The sequence below is a fragment of the Acinetobacter sp. DL27 genome, assembly GCF_055810995.1.
The window spans coordinates 379,720-397,877 of sequence record NZ_CM147947.1 but is presented as its reverse complement, the minus strand read 5'-3'; the positions used below and the strand labels follow the sequence as shown (position 1 = coordinate 397,877).

The window sequence follows — 18,158 nt, the reverse complement described above, 5'->3', positions numbered from 1 at the left end:
ATATTGATAAAGAATAATGCATAAAAGCCCGCGCATCTTATCAAAGATCGGGGCTTTTAGGGAAAAAATGTTTCTAAAATTTAAAAACGGTGCTTAAACCATATGTACAAGTTTTAACCACGCTTGGCGCACCGAGCTTTCAATGCCTTCTGCATCTAGTCCTGCCTGATGCAACATTTGCGCATGTGTGGCTTGATGCATGAAGGTATCCGCTAAACCGAGATTTAACATCGGTTTCACGATTTGAGCTTGTGCCAAATATTCATTGACTGCACTGCCCGCACCCGCCATTACCGCATGTTCTTCAACCGTAACAAATAAAGCCGTTGATGGTGCTAAAGTCGCTATCATCTTTTCATCAAGCGGTTTAACAAAGCGCATATTCACCACACGAACCGCTAAATCTTGCTCAGCCAATGCCTGTGCTGCCTCTACTGCGGCCTGAACACGACTCCCAAAGGCAAGAATGCTAATAACGTCGTCTTGGGCATCATTCAAGCTCGCTACAATTTCAGCCTGACCAATTTCGATCGGGGTCATCTGTTGTTGAATCTCAACCCCCAAGCCATTGCCACGCGGGTAACGCACTGCAGCAGGACCATTATATAAATAAGCGGTATGCAACATTTGACGACATTCATTTTCGTCTTTAGGCGCCATAATCACCAAATTCGGTACGGTGCGCATAAAGGCATAGTCATAGGCCCCAGCATGAGTCGGGCCATCTTCCCCCACTAAGCCTGCACGGTCGATACCAAAAGTGACATCGAGATTTTGCAGAGCCACATCATGAATCAATTGATCATAGCCGCGCTGCAAGAAGGTCGAGTAAATGGCCACCACAGGTTTTAAGCCTTCACATGCCATGCCCGCCGCCAAAGTCACCGCATGCTGTTCTGCAATCGCGACATCAAAAAAGCGCTGTGGATACTGTTTGGCAAAACCCACCATACCTGAGCCTTCGCACATGGCAGGGGTAATCGCCAGTAAACGCTCATCTTGTGCGGCTTCATCACATAACCATTGACCAAAGACATCTGAATATTTGGGCGCCGTTTGCGGAGCAGACTTGGCATTTATTTTTGTAATCGCGTGATATTTGATTTGGTCAGCTTCAGCAGGTGCAAAACCTTTGCCTTTTTTGGTATAAACATGAATTAAACGTGGCCCTTTACGTTTTTTCAATGCGGTAAAGACTTGTGTCAACTGCTCAACATCGTGCCCATCAAAAGGCCCAAAGTAATCAAAACCAATCGCTTTAAAGACGTTGTCAGCCGCATCTGTCGCTGCGCTATGTAAGCGTGAGTTATAGATCCATTCAGGATGTGGCTGTACATAAGCTTCGCCATCCGCCGAAATATTAATGGACTGACCACTTTCCCAAATCGAAGCCAAATGTTTAGCAAAACCACCTGTGCTGCATGAAATCGACATATCGTTGTCATTCAGCACCACCATCAGGTCCGCATCATGCGCGACTGCATCGTTCATGGCTTCAAAGGCCATACCTGCTGTCATCGCCCCATCACCAATGATCGCGACCACTTCACATGGATTGTTTTGATAACGACGTGCCAGCGCCATACCTAGACCTGCTGAAATCGCAGTCGAAGAATGTCCGACTCCAAAGGTATCAAACACCGATTCATCACGCGCAGGAAAGGCAGCCAAACCATCTTTAGCACGAATAGTCGTGAGCTGTTCACGGCGGCCCGTCAAGGCTTTATGCGGATAAGCTTGATGACCGACATCCCAAATTAAGCGGTCATTCGGCGTGTTGAAGCAATAATGTAATGCCACGGTGAGCTCGACTACACCGAGGTTTGCACCAAAGTGTCCCCCACTTTGTCCTGCGGCATACAGAATAAATTGACGTAGCTCGTCTGCCACTTGTGCTAATTGACTTTGCTCAAGCGAGCGAAGTTGTTGAGGATGATCAATCGTATCCAACAACGGTGTTACAGGGCGATGAGCTGGTATTTCTGTATACAACATAATATGGCAAAGCCTTCTAAAGCCTGGCAAATCTAGCTAGGTCAAATGGGTAATTCGATCATATCGTCGAATGCTATCACCTTCAATCAGCCATATTTCTAGCGATGCAGTTTTGAGCAGTGCTCTCACTGGGTGTTCGTTTAGTGCAGGTGATTATCCTGAATAATCTTACTATTTATCAACTATTATCGTTCGCTTTATACAAAAAAGAAAATCTTCTGCATAAATTCATGGATGCAATTCTACCAATGTCGATGCATTACGCTATACTTTAGCCAATTTCTGAACTATTTACAGGTTTAGCTGTGCCTATTGAATTTGTTGCTACATCCCGTTTACCGACTGCTTTTGGTGAATTTAACATCACCGTATTTCAAGATCCTAAGACCGGTGAAGAACATGTTGCACTCTCAAAAGGTTTGGATCAGCCGATCACAGAACCCGTTTTAGTCCGTGTTCATTCCGAATGTCTCACGGGCGATGCCTTTGCTTCCTTGAAATGTGACTGTGGTCCACAATTGCAAGCCACGCAAAAACTGATCAATGAAGCTGGGCAAGGCGTGATTCTGTATTTGCGCCAAGAAGGTCGTGGCATTGGGCTGACCAATAAAATTCGTGCTTATGCGCTACAAGACCAAGGGCATGACACAGTCGATGCCAACCTAATGCTCAACCTCCCTGCCGATGCACGTCGTTATGACATGGTCAGTATTATGTTAGATCATTTAAATATTCAACAAGTCCGTTTGATTACTAACAATCCATTGAAGATTGCAGCACTGCAAGAACAAGGGATCAATGTGGTGGATCGTGTGCCTTTGACGGTCGGTTTAAATCCTTTCAATGAAGAATATTTAAAAACCAAACATGAACGCATGGCACACTTGTACAAGAAAGATGATTTTTAAAATTTAAAAACTTACTCTAAGCCTGCTTGAAAAAGGCTGGCTTAGAGCACTTCAATCAGATTAGATGGTCATGGAGAAAATACGACTCTCAGGTCGACGGCGTTTTAAATGCAAATCAAACGCCATACAAATATTGCGGACAAAGGCTTTGCCCTGCTCAGTCACCCGTATACTGTGTGGTCTAATTTCCAATAAACCATCGTCCTGCATTTCTTCCAGTTGTCCCAAGACCTCAGCCAATTCCAGAAATTGCATATCTGAATCTGCCCACGACGTCTGAAAGCTACACATCAAATTTAAAATGTGGCGACGAATTAGCAAATCTTCAGCACTCAAAATATGCCCGCGATAGACGGGAAGTTCATTGTTTTCGAGTCGCACATAATAATCTTCGAGTTTTTTTTCATTTTGCGCAAAGCTATACCAGCTATCGCTGATGGATGAAATACCTAAACCTATCATCACTTGGGTTTTTGATGCGGTGTAGCCCATAAAATTGCGATGCAGAGTGCCTGCCTGAAATGATTGGTACATCGCATCACTTTCTAAAGCAAAATGATCCATACCAATTTCATGATACCCCTGCGCAAGCAGCTTCTTTTTCCCTTCTTCATAGCACTGCCGTTTTATTTCATCTTTCGGCACATCATGGTCTTTAAACCCACGTTGCCCGTTGCCTTTGATCCAAGGCACATGCGCATAACTATAAAAGGCCAGACGGTCTGGGCGTAAACGATTGGTTTGATCAATGGTGTTGAGCACATCATCCAAGTTTTGAAAAGGCAGACCAAAGACCAAATCATGTGAAATTGAGCTATAGCCTATTTCACGTGCCCACTGCGTCACCTGCGCAACATGTTCAAAAGGCTGTATCCGATGAATGGCTTTTTGTACGGTTTCATTATAATCCTGTACCCCATAACTAACACGGCGAAAACCCAAGTCATACAAGGCTTGCAAATGCTCCCGTGTGGTGTTGTTCGGATGCCCTTCAAAGCTAAACTCATACTGCTCGGCAATCTCTGCATGCGCAAGGATGCCTTCAATTAACTGAGTTAAATGTGCTGGAGCAAAGAAAGTGGGCGTTCCTCCACCCAAATGAATTTCTTTAATGCGCGGCTTTTCTTCAAGCCATTCACAATAAAGAGACCATTCCTTTAAAACCGCCTGAATATAGGGCTGCTCCATCTCATGCTTTTTGGTCACGCGTTTGTGGCAGCCACAAAAAGTACAGAGACTTTCGCAAAAAGGCAGATGAATATACAAACTTATGCCTTCAGTTGAATTCGATTCAGCAAACGATGTTTTCAGCGTCTGTTTCCATTGCTCTAAAGAAAACTGCGCCTCTTCCCAATACGGCACCGTTGGATAACTGGTATAACGTGGACCAGGAACATTGTATTTTTGAATCAATGAATCGCGCATATTTACCATCAGTTCTTCCGCATTCAGAAGATGCAGCCTATTCTGCATCGCCAAACTCGGGTCTGTACTTTGGTTATTCTGCTGAGCTTAGAATCAGAATTCAACCTAGCGAATTGGTCAGGTTATTTTCGAATGGCAGCATTTCATTTTTGAATTGCTTCACAACATCGAATGCTGCAGTAGGACTCTTCGGAAAATATTCTTAATCTTTTTGCTGTTTTATGTTTTGATGTAGGCAGTTTTCATCTTTTTCCATGAGGCTTTTCATGCAGCACCCAACGTCTGCGGATATCCAACGTGTTCGCGAATTTCTCCTCGACTTACAAGCTCGTATTTGTGCCGCACTTGAACAACAAGAACGTGCAGGTGGCGGGACTGCGCAGTTTGGAATAGATGATTGGGAGCGTCCTGAAGGCGGTGGGGGTCGCTCACGCGTACTGCAAAATGGTACGGTGATTGAAAAAGGTGGAGTGATGTTCTCACACATCAACATATCTAAACTCCCTGCTTCAGCGACTGAACGCCATCCGCAAATTGCAGGCGCCAAAGCACAGGCCATGGGTGTTTCTTTAGTGATCCATCCGAAAAATCCAAATGTCCCGACTTCACATGCAAATGTGCGCTTATTCGTGGCTGAAAAAGAAGGTCAAGATCCAATTTGGTGGTTTGGAGGGGGCTTCGATCTCACTCCATTTTATCCCAACGATGAAGATGTACTGTCATGGCATCAGACAGCGCATGACTTATGTGCGCCCTTTGGCGCTGAAGTCTATGCCGAACATAAACAATGGTGTGATGACTACTTCTATTTAAAACACCGTGACGAACAACGTGGTGTCGGTGGATTATTCTTTGATGATCTCAATCAATGGGACTTTGAAACCTGTTTCCAATATATCCAAGCTGTGGGCAATGGCTACCTCAACGCCATTCTTCCAATCTTCCAACGTAACCAAGACAAGCCTTATAGCGAGGCACAGCGCGACTTTCAAATCTATCGTCGTGGTCGTTATGTTGAATATAACTTGGTTTATGACCGCGGCACGCTCTTTGGTTTACAAACAGGTGGCCGGATTGAATCGATTTTAGTGAGCTTGCCAAATTTGGCGGGTTGGTCATATCGAACTGAATGGGAGCTTGATTCCGCTGAGAAAAAACTCACCGATTATTACCTCAAACCACAAGATTGGCTCAAGCTGCTCAAATAGACACATAGACTTACAATTCTAAATCCCCCACGTATGCCCTTTTCACCAGATTAGGGCAGCTTATACATTAAATTTTATATATTTCCCGATCAATTCCCCGTAGAATGACCACTACACAAAGCGTCATTTCTTTGCATTTATTAAAACATTGTCACAGGTTTAAAACAGTAATTGGGTTCTTTTAAGTTCGCAAAAACCGTAAACTAAATTAAGTAATTTTCAATACATTCATTTTAATGACATCAATGTTTAATATCCTCCTTTGTGTTCTATGAGGCCCCAAACATGTTCGCAAAAAGAGTTAGCTCTACCACCATGGTTCTTTTCTGCTTTGCTATTGTGTTGCTAAGCTCGATCAGTACCACCATTTTTTCTGAAAGTGCATTCAATGACAATGCTTCCATCAGCATCACTGTATTTGCAGGTATCGGCTTAACCCTGACAGCGGCAAAGCTATTGTTTGATACGATTCACAACATCTGTAATCCATAAGCCCTTCTGCTTCAGAAAAAATAGTCTAACGCTTTAGCCTGAGTCTAATTTGCCGTATATTGAACGGCATTTCTCACATGGACTTGGTGCGATGAGCAAACAATTCGCTGTCATTGGCAACCCGATTGAGCAGTCTCGCTCACCTGAACTTCACCATGCGTTTGCACAAAAAATGGGGCTCGACCTCAACTATAGTAAACGTCTTGCGCCATTCGATGGCTTCCTCGCCAACATTCAAGAATTCTTCGCCCACGGTGGCATAGGTCTAAACGTCACAGTTCCATTTAAAGAACAAGCCTTTGCCGCCTGCGCAGTCCTCACTGAACGCGCTAAAATTGCGAAAGCAGTCAATACGCTGTGGATGGTCGATGGTCAACTGCATGGAGACAACACCGACGGACAAGGCTTAGTCGATGCCATTCGTGCGTTGGACTGGAGTTTAGACCAGGCTGATGTGTTAATCATCGGTGCAGGTGGTGCAACTCGCGGCGTCATTTACCCACTGGTACAAGCAGGGGTGAAAAAAATTGTGATTGCCAATCGTACCCTTGCCCGTGCAGAGCAACTGGTGAGTGACTTAAAAACAGCTGTACCGCAAGCTGAATTACAAGCCATCGGCTTAGATGCACTCGAAGGGCAATTTGATTTGGTGATTAACGCAACCTCTGCCAGCCTAAGTGGCGATGCCCTCATTCTGCCTGAAGATTTGCACTTTCAACATGCTTATGAAATGGCCTATGGCAAACCCTCAACTTTTTTGGATCAAGCCAAAGCTCGCGGCGTACCTACCTCAGAAGGCTACGGCATGCTGGTTGGTCAGGCAATTGAATCTTTTTCGATTTGGAATGGCATCAAACCCAACCTCAGAGACTTTTTATAAGCACAAATAAAAAAGAACCTCTGCAGAGGTTCTTTTTTCAGATTAGTTCATGTGTTTCTGTACGGCTTTATAGGTCTCGTAATAGGTCGAATCGCTAAAGAAGTCGTCATGTTCAAGCTTCAAACCTTGCAACGATTTTTCTGTCAATTGACCTTTTAAGTCATCTGCAAATGCTTTAGCAAAGACTTGTGCAGACTGAGTCAAATATGCGCTCTGCTCTTGGTCAATCTCATAGGTATCGGTAAATTTTTCTTGATAGACCTGAGCAAAGACCGCTTGCTTGGTTTTGTATTTCTTCGCCAAATCCTTCCAATGCTGATTTTCTTGTACATTTTCCAACGCATCATTAACAATATTGGCGATACTTTCACCCAGCTCATCAAAGTCTTGTTTGTGTTGTAAAGCATGTTTTTGACGTAACTGAGTCAGACGTTTAAGTGCTGCACCCTTCGGCTCTGCAACATCCATGAACTCATAGGCATACACTTCTGAAATTTCATTGATGGTCGCTGAGCTATAGTAACGAATATACTCTGGACGCTGTGCGGCAAACATCAAAGCAAATACCGCTTGGTAGGCTTTGACTTCAGAATGATGACGTGCATAACTTTGCTGCGCTGCCTGCTGGTAATAATCTGAAATAGCCTTAGGTAATTCTGTTGTGCTTGATGATGCGCTCTCTACACTTGATGAATCTGCACCTAACGGGCCCAGCATGCCTTTCACTACATTTTCCAGCAATGAACCTTTAGACACTTCCTCAATCGATTTGGCATTTCTTAAAGCTTGACGGTCAATGGCGGTCGCACTGCCATAATTAAACACCTGATTGGTGCTCTTAATTTGCAGCTTACCAATTTGCTCATCGCTAATCACAATGTTGTAATCCATGTTTTGCGCACGACCTTTTTGGTCCAGTCCAACATCCATCACAAACGGTGAACGCTCACTACCCAGCTGTGCCATGATTGGTGTAATTTCAGCCTGATGTTTTTGCCAAAGTTGTTTAAAGCTTTGTGCGTCTACCAGTTGCTCTGTTTGATACGCACTAAAGAGTGGTTTCAGCTCTTCCAAAACATTGGTCGCTGCTTGTCCAAAAGTCTCTTCATCTACAGATTCATTGGTTATTTTAGGTGCAAGTACATCAATATCTTGATAATCACGGCATGTGGTCACTTTACCAATAGGAATGTTCTTGCTGTTGATGAGCGCATCGCAAGCTTCTTCAGATAGCGTATTTGGTGCTGCAGAAGCAGACACTTCAGTTGCTGTCTCATCAGCATCTTCTGTCGCGGCCTGCGCATAAGCCACATCTGCTGCTGCATCAACCGTAGCATCGGCAGCGGCATCTACAACAATGTCTTGTTCATCGCTCTGCCCATAACCACTCAAGTTCTGCATTTTTTGGTTCACCAAATGACTGACACGTTCGAGTGAATCATAGGCCGGGTCTTCACTTGCGCTACTTGCAGCAATCTCTGCTTCTTTCGCTGCCTGCATTGCATCTTCCGCGGCCCTTGGTGTTTTTGCAGCATCCTTAATCAGACTCTCAGCATCAAAAGCTTGTATCTGCTGGGTATAGTGCAGTTTATTGACGTATTCAAATAAGCCCAATTGTACTTGTGCTGTTTCTAAGTCACCCATATAGCGAATTTTCTTGCTTAGCCCTGCTTCTTTTTCTGACTTGCTTAAATCAACACTATGCACCTGATTTGGCTCTGCCAAAGCATATGGCAGTGCATTCATCTGCTTCAAATATTCAGCAAACTTTTTAAAATCGATATTACTGAATGCTTCTTTATGCTTAGAAAAGTCGATATAGGCAAAGCGATCCTGACTTTCACGATTCACCATAAACGGCATAAAGGCAAAGTAGTTGGTGTAAAATTTATAATCATTAAAATCAACCACCATCGGCAACTGTGCTTGCACTTGTAGGGTTGGTTTTTGATAACTTAACTGCAAAGTCAATGCTGCCAATTTTTGACGGAAATGCACAGAACCTTGATAACTAAACTGTAAGTCATTGAGTAAATTTACCAAAGACTCTGCGATTTGAACCTTAGCAGAACGTGATTCTCCACTGCCATACAACGATGCATACGGATTTTGTTCACGCGCAAGTGCATCATATAAGGCTTGTTTTTCTTTGGTGGTAAAGGAAATCTTTTGATTTTTTAATAACTGATCTAATTGTTTTTTCAGCTCTGGATCTAAATTCGTCCCATTTGACTGAGCATTGGACTTGGAATTTGGCTTGGACTCATTAAAATTAAAGTCAGATTGAATAGAGAACTGACCTTTAAAATCATAGCTGGCATTTTCAAACATGGCATTAAGACCATGCGTGGCTTGTTGCCCGAGCTGCTGATCTGAAGAGGCATTGGATTTAATGACATGCTGAGTACACCCACTGATACTCAAACCCAATAAACAAAGTGTTATATATTTTAAGCGCATAATACTTGCTGAAAACCTGAGTTAATTATAGTTTATTAAAAAAGTACATGATCAAAAGACCACCGAGTCAGTGTAACAGAACTGTCTTTTTAGATTGATGATTTTATCTACCAATTCGCCTTTCTGACATTTTCTCAAGTCGGATCTATCAATGTATTTTGATACGATGTATGAATAATGAAATGATCGATTTAAATAATCCAATACTATTTCTAAATTAGGATTACACACATGCCTGCATATAAAGCTCCCTTACATGATATTCGCTTCTTAATGAATGAAGTGCTGGACTATCCTGCACATTATCAAACCCTATCGAATGGTGAAGCTGCCGACGCTGATACGGTAGATATGATCTTAGAAGGCGCAGCAGATTTTTGTGAAAATATTTTATCTCCCTTAAACCAATCGGGCGATGAAGAAGGTTGTACCTTCGACAATGGTGAAGTGAAAACACCAAAAGGCTTCAAAGACGCTTACGACCAGTTTGTCCAAGGTGGCTGGCAAGGTTTGTCTTTCCCTGAAGAATTTGGCGGTCAGAACCTGCCTCAATCTTTAAATCTGATTAAATCGGAAATGATGGGCACCGCAAACTGGTCTTTCCAAATGTACCCAGGTTTAAGCATCGGCTGTATGAACACCATTTTACAGTTTGGTACAGACGAACAAAAAAATCTGTATATGCCGAACTTAGTGGCAGGTACATGGTCAGGTACCATGTGTTTAACTGAACCTCAGTGTGGCACCGACTTAGGCCAAGTAAAGACCAAAGCAGAATTAAATGCCGATGGCACTTATAACATCTCAGGCACCAAAATCTTCATCTCTGCAGGTGAGCAAGATTTAACTGAAAACATCATTCACATCGTACTTGCTCGTCTTCCAGATGCACCTGCAGGCACCAAAGGCATTTCACTGTTCATTGTGCCTAAATTCTTGGTCAATGCAGACAGTAGCCTTGGTGAACGTAACCCTGTGACTTGTGGTTCAATTGAACATAAGATGGGGATTCGTGCTTCTGCAACCGCAGTGTTGAACTTTGATAATGCTGTCGGTTACTTGATTGGTGAGCCAAACAAAGGCTTACATGCCATGTTTACCTTTATGAATACTGCACGTATTGGTACAGCAATTCAAGGTATTGCACATGCTGAGCTTTCTTTCCAAGGTGCACTTCCATATGCCAAAGAACGTATGTCGATGCGTGCACTTTCTGGCAAGAAAGACCCTGAAAAAGTGGCGGATGCTATTATTCATCACGCTGACGTTCGCCGTATGTTGCTAACACAAAAAGCGATTGCTGAAGGCGGTCGCTCAATGATTTATTACGCAGCGCAAATTGCCGACAAAATGGCAGATGCGCTTGAACGTGGCGATACTGCTGCATTTGAAGCACATGATGATCACTTAGGATTCTATACCCCAATTTTAAAAGGCTTCTTAACAGAATTAGGCTTGGAAGCTGCAAACCATGGTATGCAAGTCTATGGCGGTCATGGCTACATTAAAGAATGGGGCATGGAGCAAATTGCACGTGATGCACGTATTGCGACATTGTATGAAGGCACTACAGGTGTTCAAGCACTTGACTTAATTGGTCGTAAAGTACTTCTGACCTCTAAAGGTAAAGTGATTCGCGACTACACCACTGAAATTTTAAAATTCTGTGGTCAACAGGCACGCAACAAATACATGCGTCGTTTTGCATGGGACTTAACCAAAGTATGCGCACAGTGGAATGCCTTAACTGTTCGCATTATGCTTGCAGCTCGTAAAGACCGTGACGTGGTATCTTCAGCTTCTGTCGATTTCTTGATGTTCTCTGGCTATGTGATGATGGCGTATTTCTGGGCACAACAAGCAGCTGTGGCTTCAGAAAAATTGGCTTCTGGTGATGGCAAAGAATCTGCTGAATTCTATAAAGCAAAAATTAAAGTTGCAGACTTCTATTTCGAACGTTTATTACCACGTACCCAAGGTCATGCTGAAGCAATGGTCAATCCTTCAAAAACCATGACTTCTTTAGCACCTGAACACTTTAGCTTTGATTACTAAGCGAAAAAACTGAATGCATCATCCTATTTATGTACCTTATAAAATAGAATGACAATCATCAAAAATAAAAAATCTAACTATCGGCAGATAGTTAGATTTTTTGTCTAAGTTGTTGGATGATTTTACTTTACAGTGACAGTAATACTGCCTGTGTTCGCCGCACCAATCGCTGAGGTTTTGATGGTATCAATTGTGTTTTTAAAGCCTTTGGTATTCACAGAAGCATCAACAGAACCTGAGTTAAATGCTAGGTTTGCAGCTGCGTAATTACTCAAAGTACTATTCAACTCTTGATAATATTCAGTATCAACAGCTCCACTAACAGCAGCTTCAACACCTGAATCGAGTTGTTGATGATAATGACCACCCACATCGTTCCAAGCATTCAAAGAAGCATCAAACTCTCCAGCAAATGACCCAGAACTCACTTGATACACACTGCCTTGTTCAAGCGTGATGTTACCAGTGTTCACGGCACCAATTGCAGAGGTTTCAATATCTCCCAAACTATTGATTCCACCAGCAGTATTCACAGTTGCATCGATACTGTTAGTATTAATGGCAAGATTCAAAGCACTTCCATTTGTTGCATTTTGCGCTAATAAATCAAGAGTGTCTTGTAAACCTGTATTCACCTGTACATGATGTCCTCCCCCAGCCAGTGCAGCACTTGATAGGAAAGCTACAGATACAGATAAGGCGATTGTTTTGATAGTATTATTCATAATTATTTCCTTATTCACTCTAAAGTACTCCTCGCTAAGTACTCATTTTTTTATGTAATAGGAGCGAGCCTATTCTTGAAATTCGGTTAATCACGATTGCTTGTTGACCAATAATTTTCAGTGACCGCTGGATTTGCATCCCAAAGCAATTGTGGTGGTTCATCTGTTTTCTTATCTTCTTTCTCTACAGGCTGTGATGGTACGGCCTGTTTTTTACTAATATATTTAATCAAATCTTGTTTACTCATCTCCTGTTCCGCATCAGGATCTTTGATCAAATCCGATTCCCGCTGTTTTGGAGGTCGTGTATCTTTACTTGGTGTATCCGTTAATTTATTTTTTTCATTCAGAGGTGCACTGCTTTTGGAATGAGTATCAAGCAACGCTTTGTCTGTCTCTGAACCTGCACTATAGTTTTGCTGTTGGCTTTCTTTATATTTGTGGAGTGCAACCGAACTGCGGGTTAAATTTAGAGTTCCAAATTCAGGTGGAATGGCTGCACGGCAACTTTCAAATGTATTGGGTGGAATCACTTGGCTTAACAATTCAAAGGTCGCCAAATTGAGCATCTGACGTAATGCAAAATTGGTTGCTTCACGTTCACCCTTGCCTACTTGAATATTCAGTAAGGTATGCCCTGCAAATCGACCCGCATTAATACCATAATCTTGCGAAACGATTTGCTTTTGTAAGGAGACGTTTGCGACCACTCTACTGCTACGGGTATCAGTGAGAGATAAATCGAGCCCAACCATAATTCGGGTTTGACTATAGGTTGGCCCAACACCGCCTATTTGCATATCAAAACCACCACCTGGAATGAAATCTAAACTATTGATACTGCCAGTGACGTAATAATCTGAAGCATGAATATTTCTTGGATCACGAATACCCCACTTCGCCTCACTTTCAATAATGCGGGGATCACGACGGTTTAATAGACTCACACCTGCTTGGAACAATGCCGATTGCACCATATCCCCTGCACCTTGGGTGACCATTTTACCGCTGCCTCCGTTGGTGACCACATCTTTACCCGTTTGATCTAAGATTGCGCCTACGGAGAAATTAACATCATTACGTAACTGTCCTTTTAGACAAGACAGAGCCATATCAAAAGGGGTAAAAATATCTGTAATTGGGGGACCTTGCACTAAGGTGACAGGCTTCTTATTAGACAACGCTAATCCAGTACAACCTGTCACAACTTGACTTAACACAAGCACAACACTCACCGAAGATACGACTCTTCTATTTACTTGAAAATTCAGCATAGTGAGGCTCCCGGTTGGGTGCTCAAATTAGGACAGGCTTGATTATTTTGATTGGTTGTTGACGTAACATCTGCCTCATTCACGGCATCACTAGAAATATCGACGGTGTTGTCTCCACCATTAACATTAACGTTACTTGTAGATGAGTTTACCGTACCAATGGAGCTGGTTGATGTACTGTAAATTGTGGTTTTTCCCAGCCCGTCATAATAGTCTGAATCCATGAGCTCAATTAAATTGGCCTGAACTAAATGTTCTGTTGAACGGTTCGCAGAAGGTTTCCAGCGTGTACTCCATTCATCCGACGTTGCATAGGAATTACTTAAAAAACACAGAAAACATAATCCTATATTAATTGCTGCTATTCTCATGACTTTAACCATCCCTATTAACCCATATTATTTCCACACTCTCGGTTTAATAAAATTTAATTTTTATTTAATCTAAAAACATTAAATCACATAAAAAAATTTAATAAACCACCAAGAAAAAACAAATGACTCAACAGAAAAACAAACTAAAAGTATCTTATTGTTTTATTTTTTATTGACTGAAACTTGGTATACACTTTCAATTGTAAAAAAATATTTCAATCAACAAAATACCCCCCAATAAGAAGTGTTAAAACAATTCATTAAAATAAATTATAAAAAACACACTTCCACATAAATTTATTTCTTCAACTCAATCCGGCTTTGTTGCACAAAGATTTAAAAATTAAGATTTCCCATATCTACTCAAATTTAAGTGGCAACTTGGGTGTGAGGTCGGCCTAACTCTGTGAATTTATTTAATACTGCTACACGTGCATGCATCTCATTGACTTGGCTTTGAAAGTTTCTCGAACTGAGTTTATCCCCCAATAATTTGATGCAATGCATCTTAGTTTCGACCAAACTTCGCCGATGATAGCCTGACCATTTTTTCCATAGTGTCCTGCCTAAACGTTTAACTGTTCGAAGTAATTCATTTCGCTCTAGCGAGCTGATCTTTGTATCTTTCCAAGGTTTCGCATTTTTTCTTGGCGGAATCACCGCATGCGCTTGCCGATCTGCAATGACCTGACGGCATTGCTTGGTGTCATAAGCTCCATCGGTATAAACAGAGTCAATCTGATCATCTTGTGGAATCTGATCGAGTAAATCACCAAGCACTTGTGAATCACTCACATTATTTGTAGTGAGTTGAATAGCGCGTATTTGAAGGGTTTCAGCATCTATACCAATATGAAGTTTACGCCATTGGCGACGATATTCAGGTTGGTGTTTCTTACGCTTCCATTCACCTTCGCCTAGAAACTTTAAGCCAGTAGAATCGACGAGTAGCTGGAGACCATTACTGCTTTTTTGATAGTTAATTGCAATATCAATATGCTTTTGTCTTCTGCAGATGGTGGAATAGTCTGGTGCTGTCCAATCTAATCTACAAAGATGAATGAGACTTTGCACAAAGCCAGTGACCATGCGTAAAGACAATCGAAATAGGGATTTGATCATCAGACAGCATTGGATGGCTGTATCTGAATAAGTTTGATTTCGACCATGTTTACCTTTGGGTTGAGCGTACCATTGAGTCTTGGGATCGAACCAAATTGAGAGATTTCCTCGATTTATTAATGCACTGTTATAAGAAGACCAATTGGTTGTACGATAGATTTTAGGTGTGGGCTTATTCATTTGCGAATTATATTGCCGAATAAGACTTTATCGGTAGGTTTGTGCAACAAAGCCGTTAAGTTCCAACAAAAAATACATCTAGCTGTTATATGCATATCTTTATTTAGATAAAATTTTAATTTATATGTGTGTGTTAAATATATTTAAAGATTTTTTTTGATTTATGGTTTTTTTAGAATTAATTTAATAGGTTTTTTTAGTTGTTTTTTTTGATGTAAGTTAATGATATAAGTGGTGATGCAAAAAAATGGTTATATGGAATTTTTCTAATTGAATTGAATATTTTTATTTTAATAGGGGGTTATTTGTTTTTGGTGGATATGGTTTAAATAAAAAATATTATTATTGATTTTGTTTTTTAAAATTTCACATACCTAATAATTATGAAAATTATATAGATGGATTTTATACGGCTTTGTTGCACAAACCTACCGATAAAGTCTTATTCGGCAATATAATTCGCAAATGAATAAGCCCACACCTAAAATCTATCGTACAACCAATTGGTCTTCTTATAACAGTGCATTAATAAATCGAGGAAATCTCTCAATTTGGTTCGATCCCAAGACTCAATGGTACGCTCAACCCAAAGGTAAACATGGCGAATTCAAACATGAGGTGCGACAGTTTCAAAAGCCATATGATAATCAACAAGCTGAGCAAATTTCTCTAATGGTGTAAGCCAATCTAACGCCTTTCTAGGACGAGTATTCAGTGACATGGCAACTTGATTTAAATAATGCTGATCTGCCTGATTTAAATCAATCCCTTTAGGTAAATATTGCCTAATTAAACCATTCATATTTTCGCATGTGCCTTTTTGCCAAGGTGAATGTGGGTCACAGAAATATACATCTATGCCTAAATCTTCTTCGAGTATTTTATGTTCTGACATCTCGCGTCCACGGTCATAGGTCAACGTTTTACGCAGTTCTGCAGGTAAATATTTCAGAGCTTCAGTTAAAGCCTTGCGCACTGATTCTGCCTTTGCATCAGGTAATGTTGCCAAGATACAGAGCCGTGTATTTCGTTCAATAAGTGTTGCTATCGAACTTTTATTGTCTTTACCTTTAATTAAATCAGCTTCCCAATGACCCGGTATTTTTCTTTCTTGAACTTCGGCTGGGCGCTCATGAATAGTTTTAATATCCTGTAATATAGAATCTTTTTTAGGTTCACCGTTAGCTTTTCGCTTTTTATTTTCATGACGCAGACAGGATAATAAGTCTTTTTTCAACTCACCCTTTGGTAATGCTCGTATCGTTGAATAAATCGTTGTATGGCTTACATTCATTGTTTGATCCAAATCAGGAAATGTCTTTAAACGCTTTGCTATTTGCTGAGGAGACCATAAACAACGGATCGCTTCAACAATAAATTTCCAGAGGATTGAATCGATTTTGAGTTTTCTGTGACCACGTCTACGTCTAGCGAAGGTGTTATCAGAAGCATATCGAGCTTGATAAACGTCATTGATGCTATTTCTTTTAAGCTCACGATAGATCGTACTAGGATGTCTTTTAATGAGTTCAGCAAATTTTCTGGCTGAAAAGCCTTCTTTTCTTGACTCAAGCATTAATGCAGTACGATCTTCAAAGTTAAGATGATGGTATGACAATTTTATATACTCCATAAACCCTTTAAATTAATTAGGTGGTTTATGTCGCACTTCAAGTTTTACTCTGCCCATGGTCGAAATCAAACTTATTCAGATACAGCCATCCAATGCTGTCTGATGATCAAATCCCTATTTCGATTGTCTTTACGCATGGTCACTGGCTTTGTGCAAAGTCTCATTCATCTTTGTAGATTAGATTGGACAGCACCAGACTATTCCACCATCTGCAGAAGACAAAAGCATATTGATATTGCAATTAACTATCAAAAAAGCAGTAATGGTCTCCAGCTACTCGTCGATTCTACTGGCTTAAAGTTTCTAGGCGAAGGTGAATGGAAGCGTAAGAAACACCAACCTGAATATCGTCGCCAATGGCGTAAACTTCATATTGGTATAGATGCTGAAACCCTTCAAATACGCGCTATTCAACTCACTACAAATAATGTGAGTGATTCACAAGTGCTTGGTGATTTACTCGATCAGATTCCACAAGATGATCAGATTGACTCTGTTTATACCGATGGAGCTTATGACACCAAGCAATGCCGTCAGGTCATTGCAGATCGGCAAGCGCATGCGGTGATTCCGCCAAGAAAAAATGCGAAACCTTGGAAAGATACAAAGATCAGCTCGCTAGAGCGAAATGAATTACTTCGAACAGTTAAACGTTTAGGCAGGACACTATGGAAAAAATGGTCAGGCTATCATCGGCGAAGTTTGGTCGAAACTAAGATGCATTGCATCAAATTATTGGGGGATAAACTCAGTTCGAGAAACTTTCAAAGCCAAGTCAATGAGATGCATGCACGTGTAGCAGTATTAAATAAATTCACAGAGTTAGGCCGACCTCACACCCAAGTTGCCACTTAAATTTGAGTAGATATGGGAAATCTTAATTTTTAAATCTTTGTGCAACAAAGCCGAACTTAACTAAGCTTTGCGCATAATGGAATGCCTTAACCGTTCGCATTATGCTTGCAGCTCGTAAAGACCGTGACGTGGTATCTTCAGCTTCTGTCGATTTTTTAATGTTCTCTGGCTATGTGATGATGGTGTATTTCTGGGCGCAACAAGCGGCTGTGGCTTCAGAAAAATTGGCTTCTGGTGATGACAAAGAATCTGCTGAATTCTATAAAGCAAAAATTAAAGTTGCAGACTTCTATTTCGAACGTTTATTGCCACGTACCCAAGGTCATGCCGAAGCAATGGTCAATCCTTCAAAAACCATGACTTCTTTAGCACCTGAACACTTTAGCTTTGACTACTAATTAACAGTATCAGACCGATAAAAAGAGCGTCTAGGCGCTCTTTTTATTTCTTGTTCGACCTTATATTTCCATAAACCTGCAACTTCGTAGTTGCTGCTGTTCTCTTTCACATATTAAAAAATCATTTAACAAAAAAAATAATATAAATATTCAATTACATCAGAAAAACAAATA

Annotated in this window: 13 protein-coding genes and 3 pseudogenes; 8 read left to right on the top strand and 8 right to left on the bottom strand. The window is 41.2% G+C overall.

What is annotated here, in order from left to right; translation table 11 throughout:
• Positions 1-93: 93 nt before the first annotated feature.
• A complete protein-coding gene (gene dxs, locus AC0KVP_RS01810) occupies positions 94-1,995 on the bottom strand; it encodes a 1-deoxy-D-xylulose-5-phosphate synthase (RefSeq protein ID WP_178895960.1) in 1,902 nt (633 codons plus the stop codon).
• Positions 1,996-2,300: 305 nt separating this feature from the next.
• On the opposite strand from dxs, the gene ribA reads away from it, so the two are divergent.
• Positions 2,301-2,903 (top strand): GTP cyclohydrolase II, encoded by a 603-nt coding sequence (ribA, locus tag AC0KVP_RS01805; RefSeq protein WP_058870370.1) that lies wholly within the window; start codon positions 2,301-2,303, stop codon positions 2,901-2,903.
• A 60-nt stretch (positions 2,904-2,963) separates the two neighbouring features.
• Here the strand turns inward: ribA and hemN are convergent, their stop codons facing one another.
• Positions 2,964-4,328, bottom strand: coding sequence for an oxygen-independent coproporphyrinogen III oxidase (hemN, locus tag AC0KVP_RS01800; RefSeq protein WP_178895959.1), 1,365 nt, complete (start codon positions 4,326-4,328; stop codon positions 2,964-2,966).
• Between the two features lie 266 nt (positions 4,329-4,594).
• Between hemN and hemF the strand changes: the two genes are divergently transcribed.
• The 3 genes from hemF (at position 4,595) to aroE (ending at position 6,908) form a co-directional block, all read left to right on the top strand.
• A complete protein-coding gene (hemF, locus tag AC0KVP_RS01795) occupies positions 4,595-5,536 on the top strand; it encodes an oxygen-dependent coproporphyrinogen oxidase (RefSeq protein ID WP_062032571.1) in 942 nt (313 codons plus the stop codon).
• A gap of 285 nt (positions 5,537-5,821) precedes the next feature.
• Entirely contained in the window at positions 5,822-6,028 is a 207-nt protein-coding gene (locus AC0KVP_RS01790; protein WP_086208984.1) for a hypothetical protein, read from the top strand.
• Between the two features lie 91 nt (positions 6,029-6,119).
• Positions 6,120-6,908 (top strand): shikimate dehydrogenase, encoded by a 789-nt coding sequence (aroE, locus tag AC0KVP_RS01785; protein WP_473338518.1) that lies wholly within the window; start codon positions 6,120-6,122, stop codon positions 6,906-6,908.
• Between the two features lie 42 nt (positions 6,909-6,950).
• Here aroE and AC0KVP_RS01780 read toward each other — a convergent pair whose 3' ends face one another.
• Positions 6,951-9,368, bottom strand: coding sequence for a hypothetical protein (locus tag AC0KVP_RS01780; protein WP_473338516.1), 2,418 nt, complete (start codon positions 9,366-9,368; stop codon positions 6,951-6,953).
• Positions 9,369-9,599: 231 nt separating this feature from the next.
• Between AC0KVP_RS01780 and AC0KVP_RS01775 the strand changes: the two genes are divergently transcribed.
• Positions 9,600-11,423 (top strand): acyl-CoA dehydrogenase C-terminal domain-containing protein, encoded by a 1,824-nt coding sequence (locus AC0KVP_RS01775; protein ID WP_078389970.1) that lies wholly within the window; start codon positions 9,600-9,602, stop codon positions 11,421-11,423.
• Between the two features lie 122 nt (positions 11,424-11,545).
• On the opposite strand, the gene AC0KVP_RS01770 is transcribed toward AC0KVP_RS01775, so the two are convergent.
• The 4 genes from AC0KVP_RS01770 to AC0KVP_RS01755 all read right to left on the bottom strand — a co-directional run bounded on the left by AC0KVP_RS01770 (position 11,546) and on the right by AC0KVP_RS01755 (position 15,098).
• Complete coding sequence (locus AC0KVP_RS01770) at positions 11,546-12,148, bottom strand: hypothetical protein (RefSeq protein ID WP_279677481.1); 603 nt, start codon at positions 12,146-12,148, stop codon at positions 11,546-11,548.
• Between the two features lie 86 nt (positions 12,149-12,234).
• The gene (locus AC0KVP_RS01765) at positions 12,235-13,422 is read right to left on the bottom strand and encodes a CsgG/HfaB family protein (RefSeq protein WP_473338513.1); all 1,188 of its coding nucleotides are present in this window, start codon (positions 13,420-13,422) and stop codon (positions 12,235-12,237) included.
• Positions 13,416-13,793 (bottom strand): hypothetical protein, encoded by a 378-nt coding sequence (locus AC0KVP_RS01760; protein ID WP_062032604.1) that lies wholly within the window; start codon positions 13,791-13,793, stop codon positions 13,416-13,418. Before AC0KVP_RS01760 ends, AC0KVP_RS01765 begins: the two co-directional genes overlap by 7 nt.
• A gap of 372 nt (positions 13,794-14,165) precedes the next feature.
• Positions 14,166-15,098 (bottom strand): IS5 family transposase, encoded by a 933-nt coding sequence (locus tag AC0KVP_RS01755; RefSeq protein ID WP_473336427.1) that lies wholly within the window; start codon positions 15,096-15,098, stop codon positions 14,166-14,168.
• Positions 15,099-15,563: 465 nt separating this feature from the next.
• Between AC0KVP_RS01755 and AC0KVP_RS01750 the strand changes: the two are divergent.
• Positions 15,564-15,701 (top strand): annotated as a pseudogene (locus AC0KVP_RS01750) (IS5/IS1182 family transposase); the annotation flags it as partial.
• Between the two features lie 4 nt (positions 15,702-15,705).
• Here AC0KVP_RS01750 and AC0KVP_RS01745 read toward each other — a convergent pair.
• Complete coding sequence (locus AC0KVP_RS01745; RefSeq protein WP_004994718.1) at positions 15,706-16,731, bottom strand: IS30-like element ISAba125 family transposase; 1,026 nt, start codon at positions 16,729-16,731, stop codon at positions 15,706-15,708.
• Between the two features lie 51 nt (positions 16,732-16,782).
• Between AC0KVP_RS01745 and AC0KVP_RS01740 the strand changes: the two are divergent.
• Positions 16,783-17,586: pseudogene (locus tag AC0KVP_RS01740) on the top strand (IS5 family transposase); the annotation flags it as partial.
• A gap of 53 nt (positions 17,587-17,639) precedes the next feature.
• A pseudogene (locus AC0KVP_RS01735) lies at positions 17,640-17,984 on the top strand (acyl-CoA dehydrogenase C-terminal domain-containing protein); the annotation flags it as partial.
• Between the last annotated feature and the right edge of the window lie 174 nt (positions 17,985-18,158).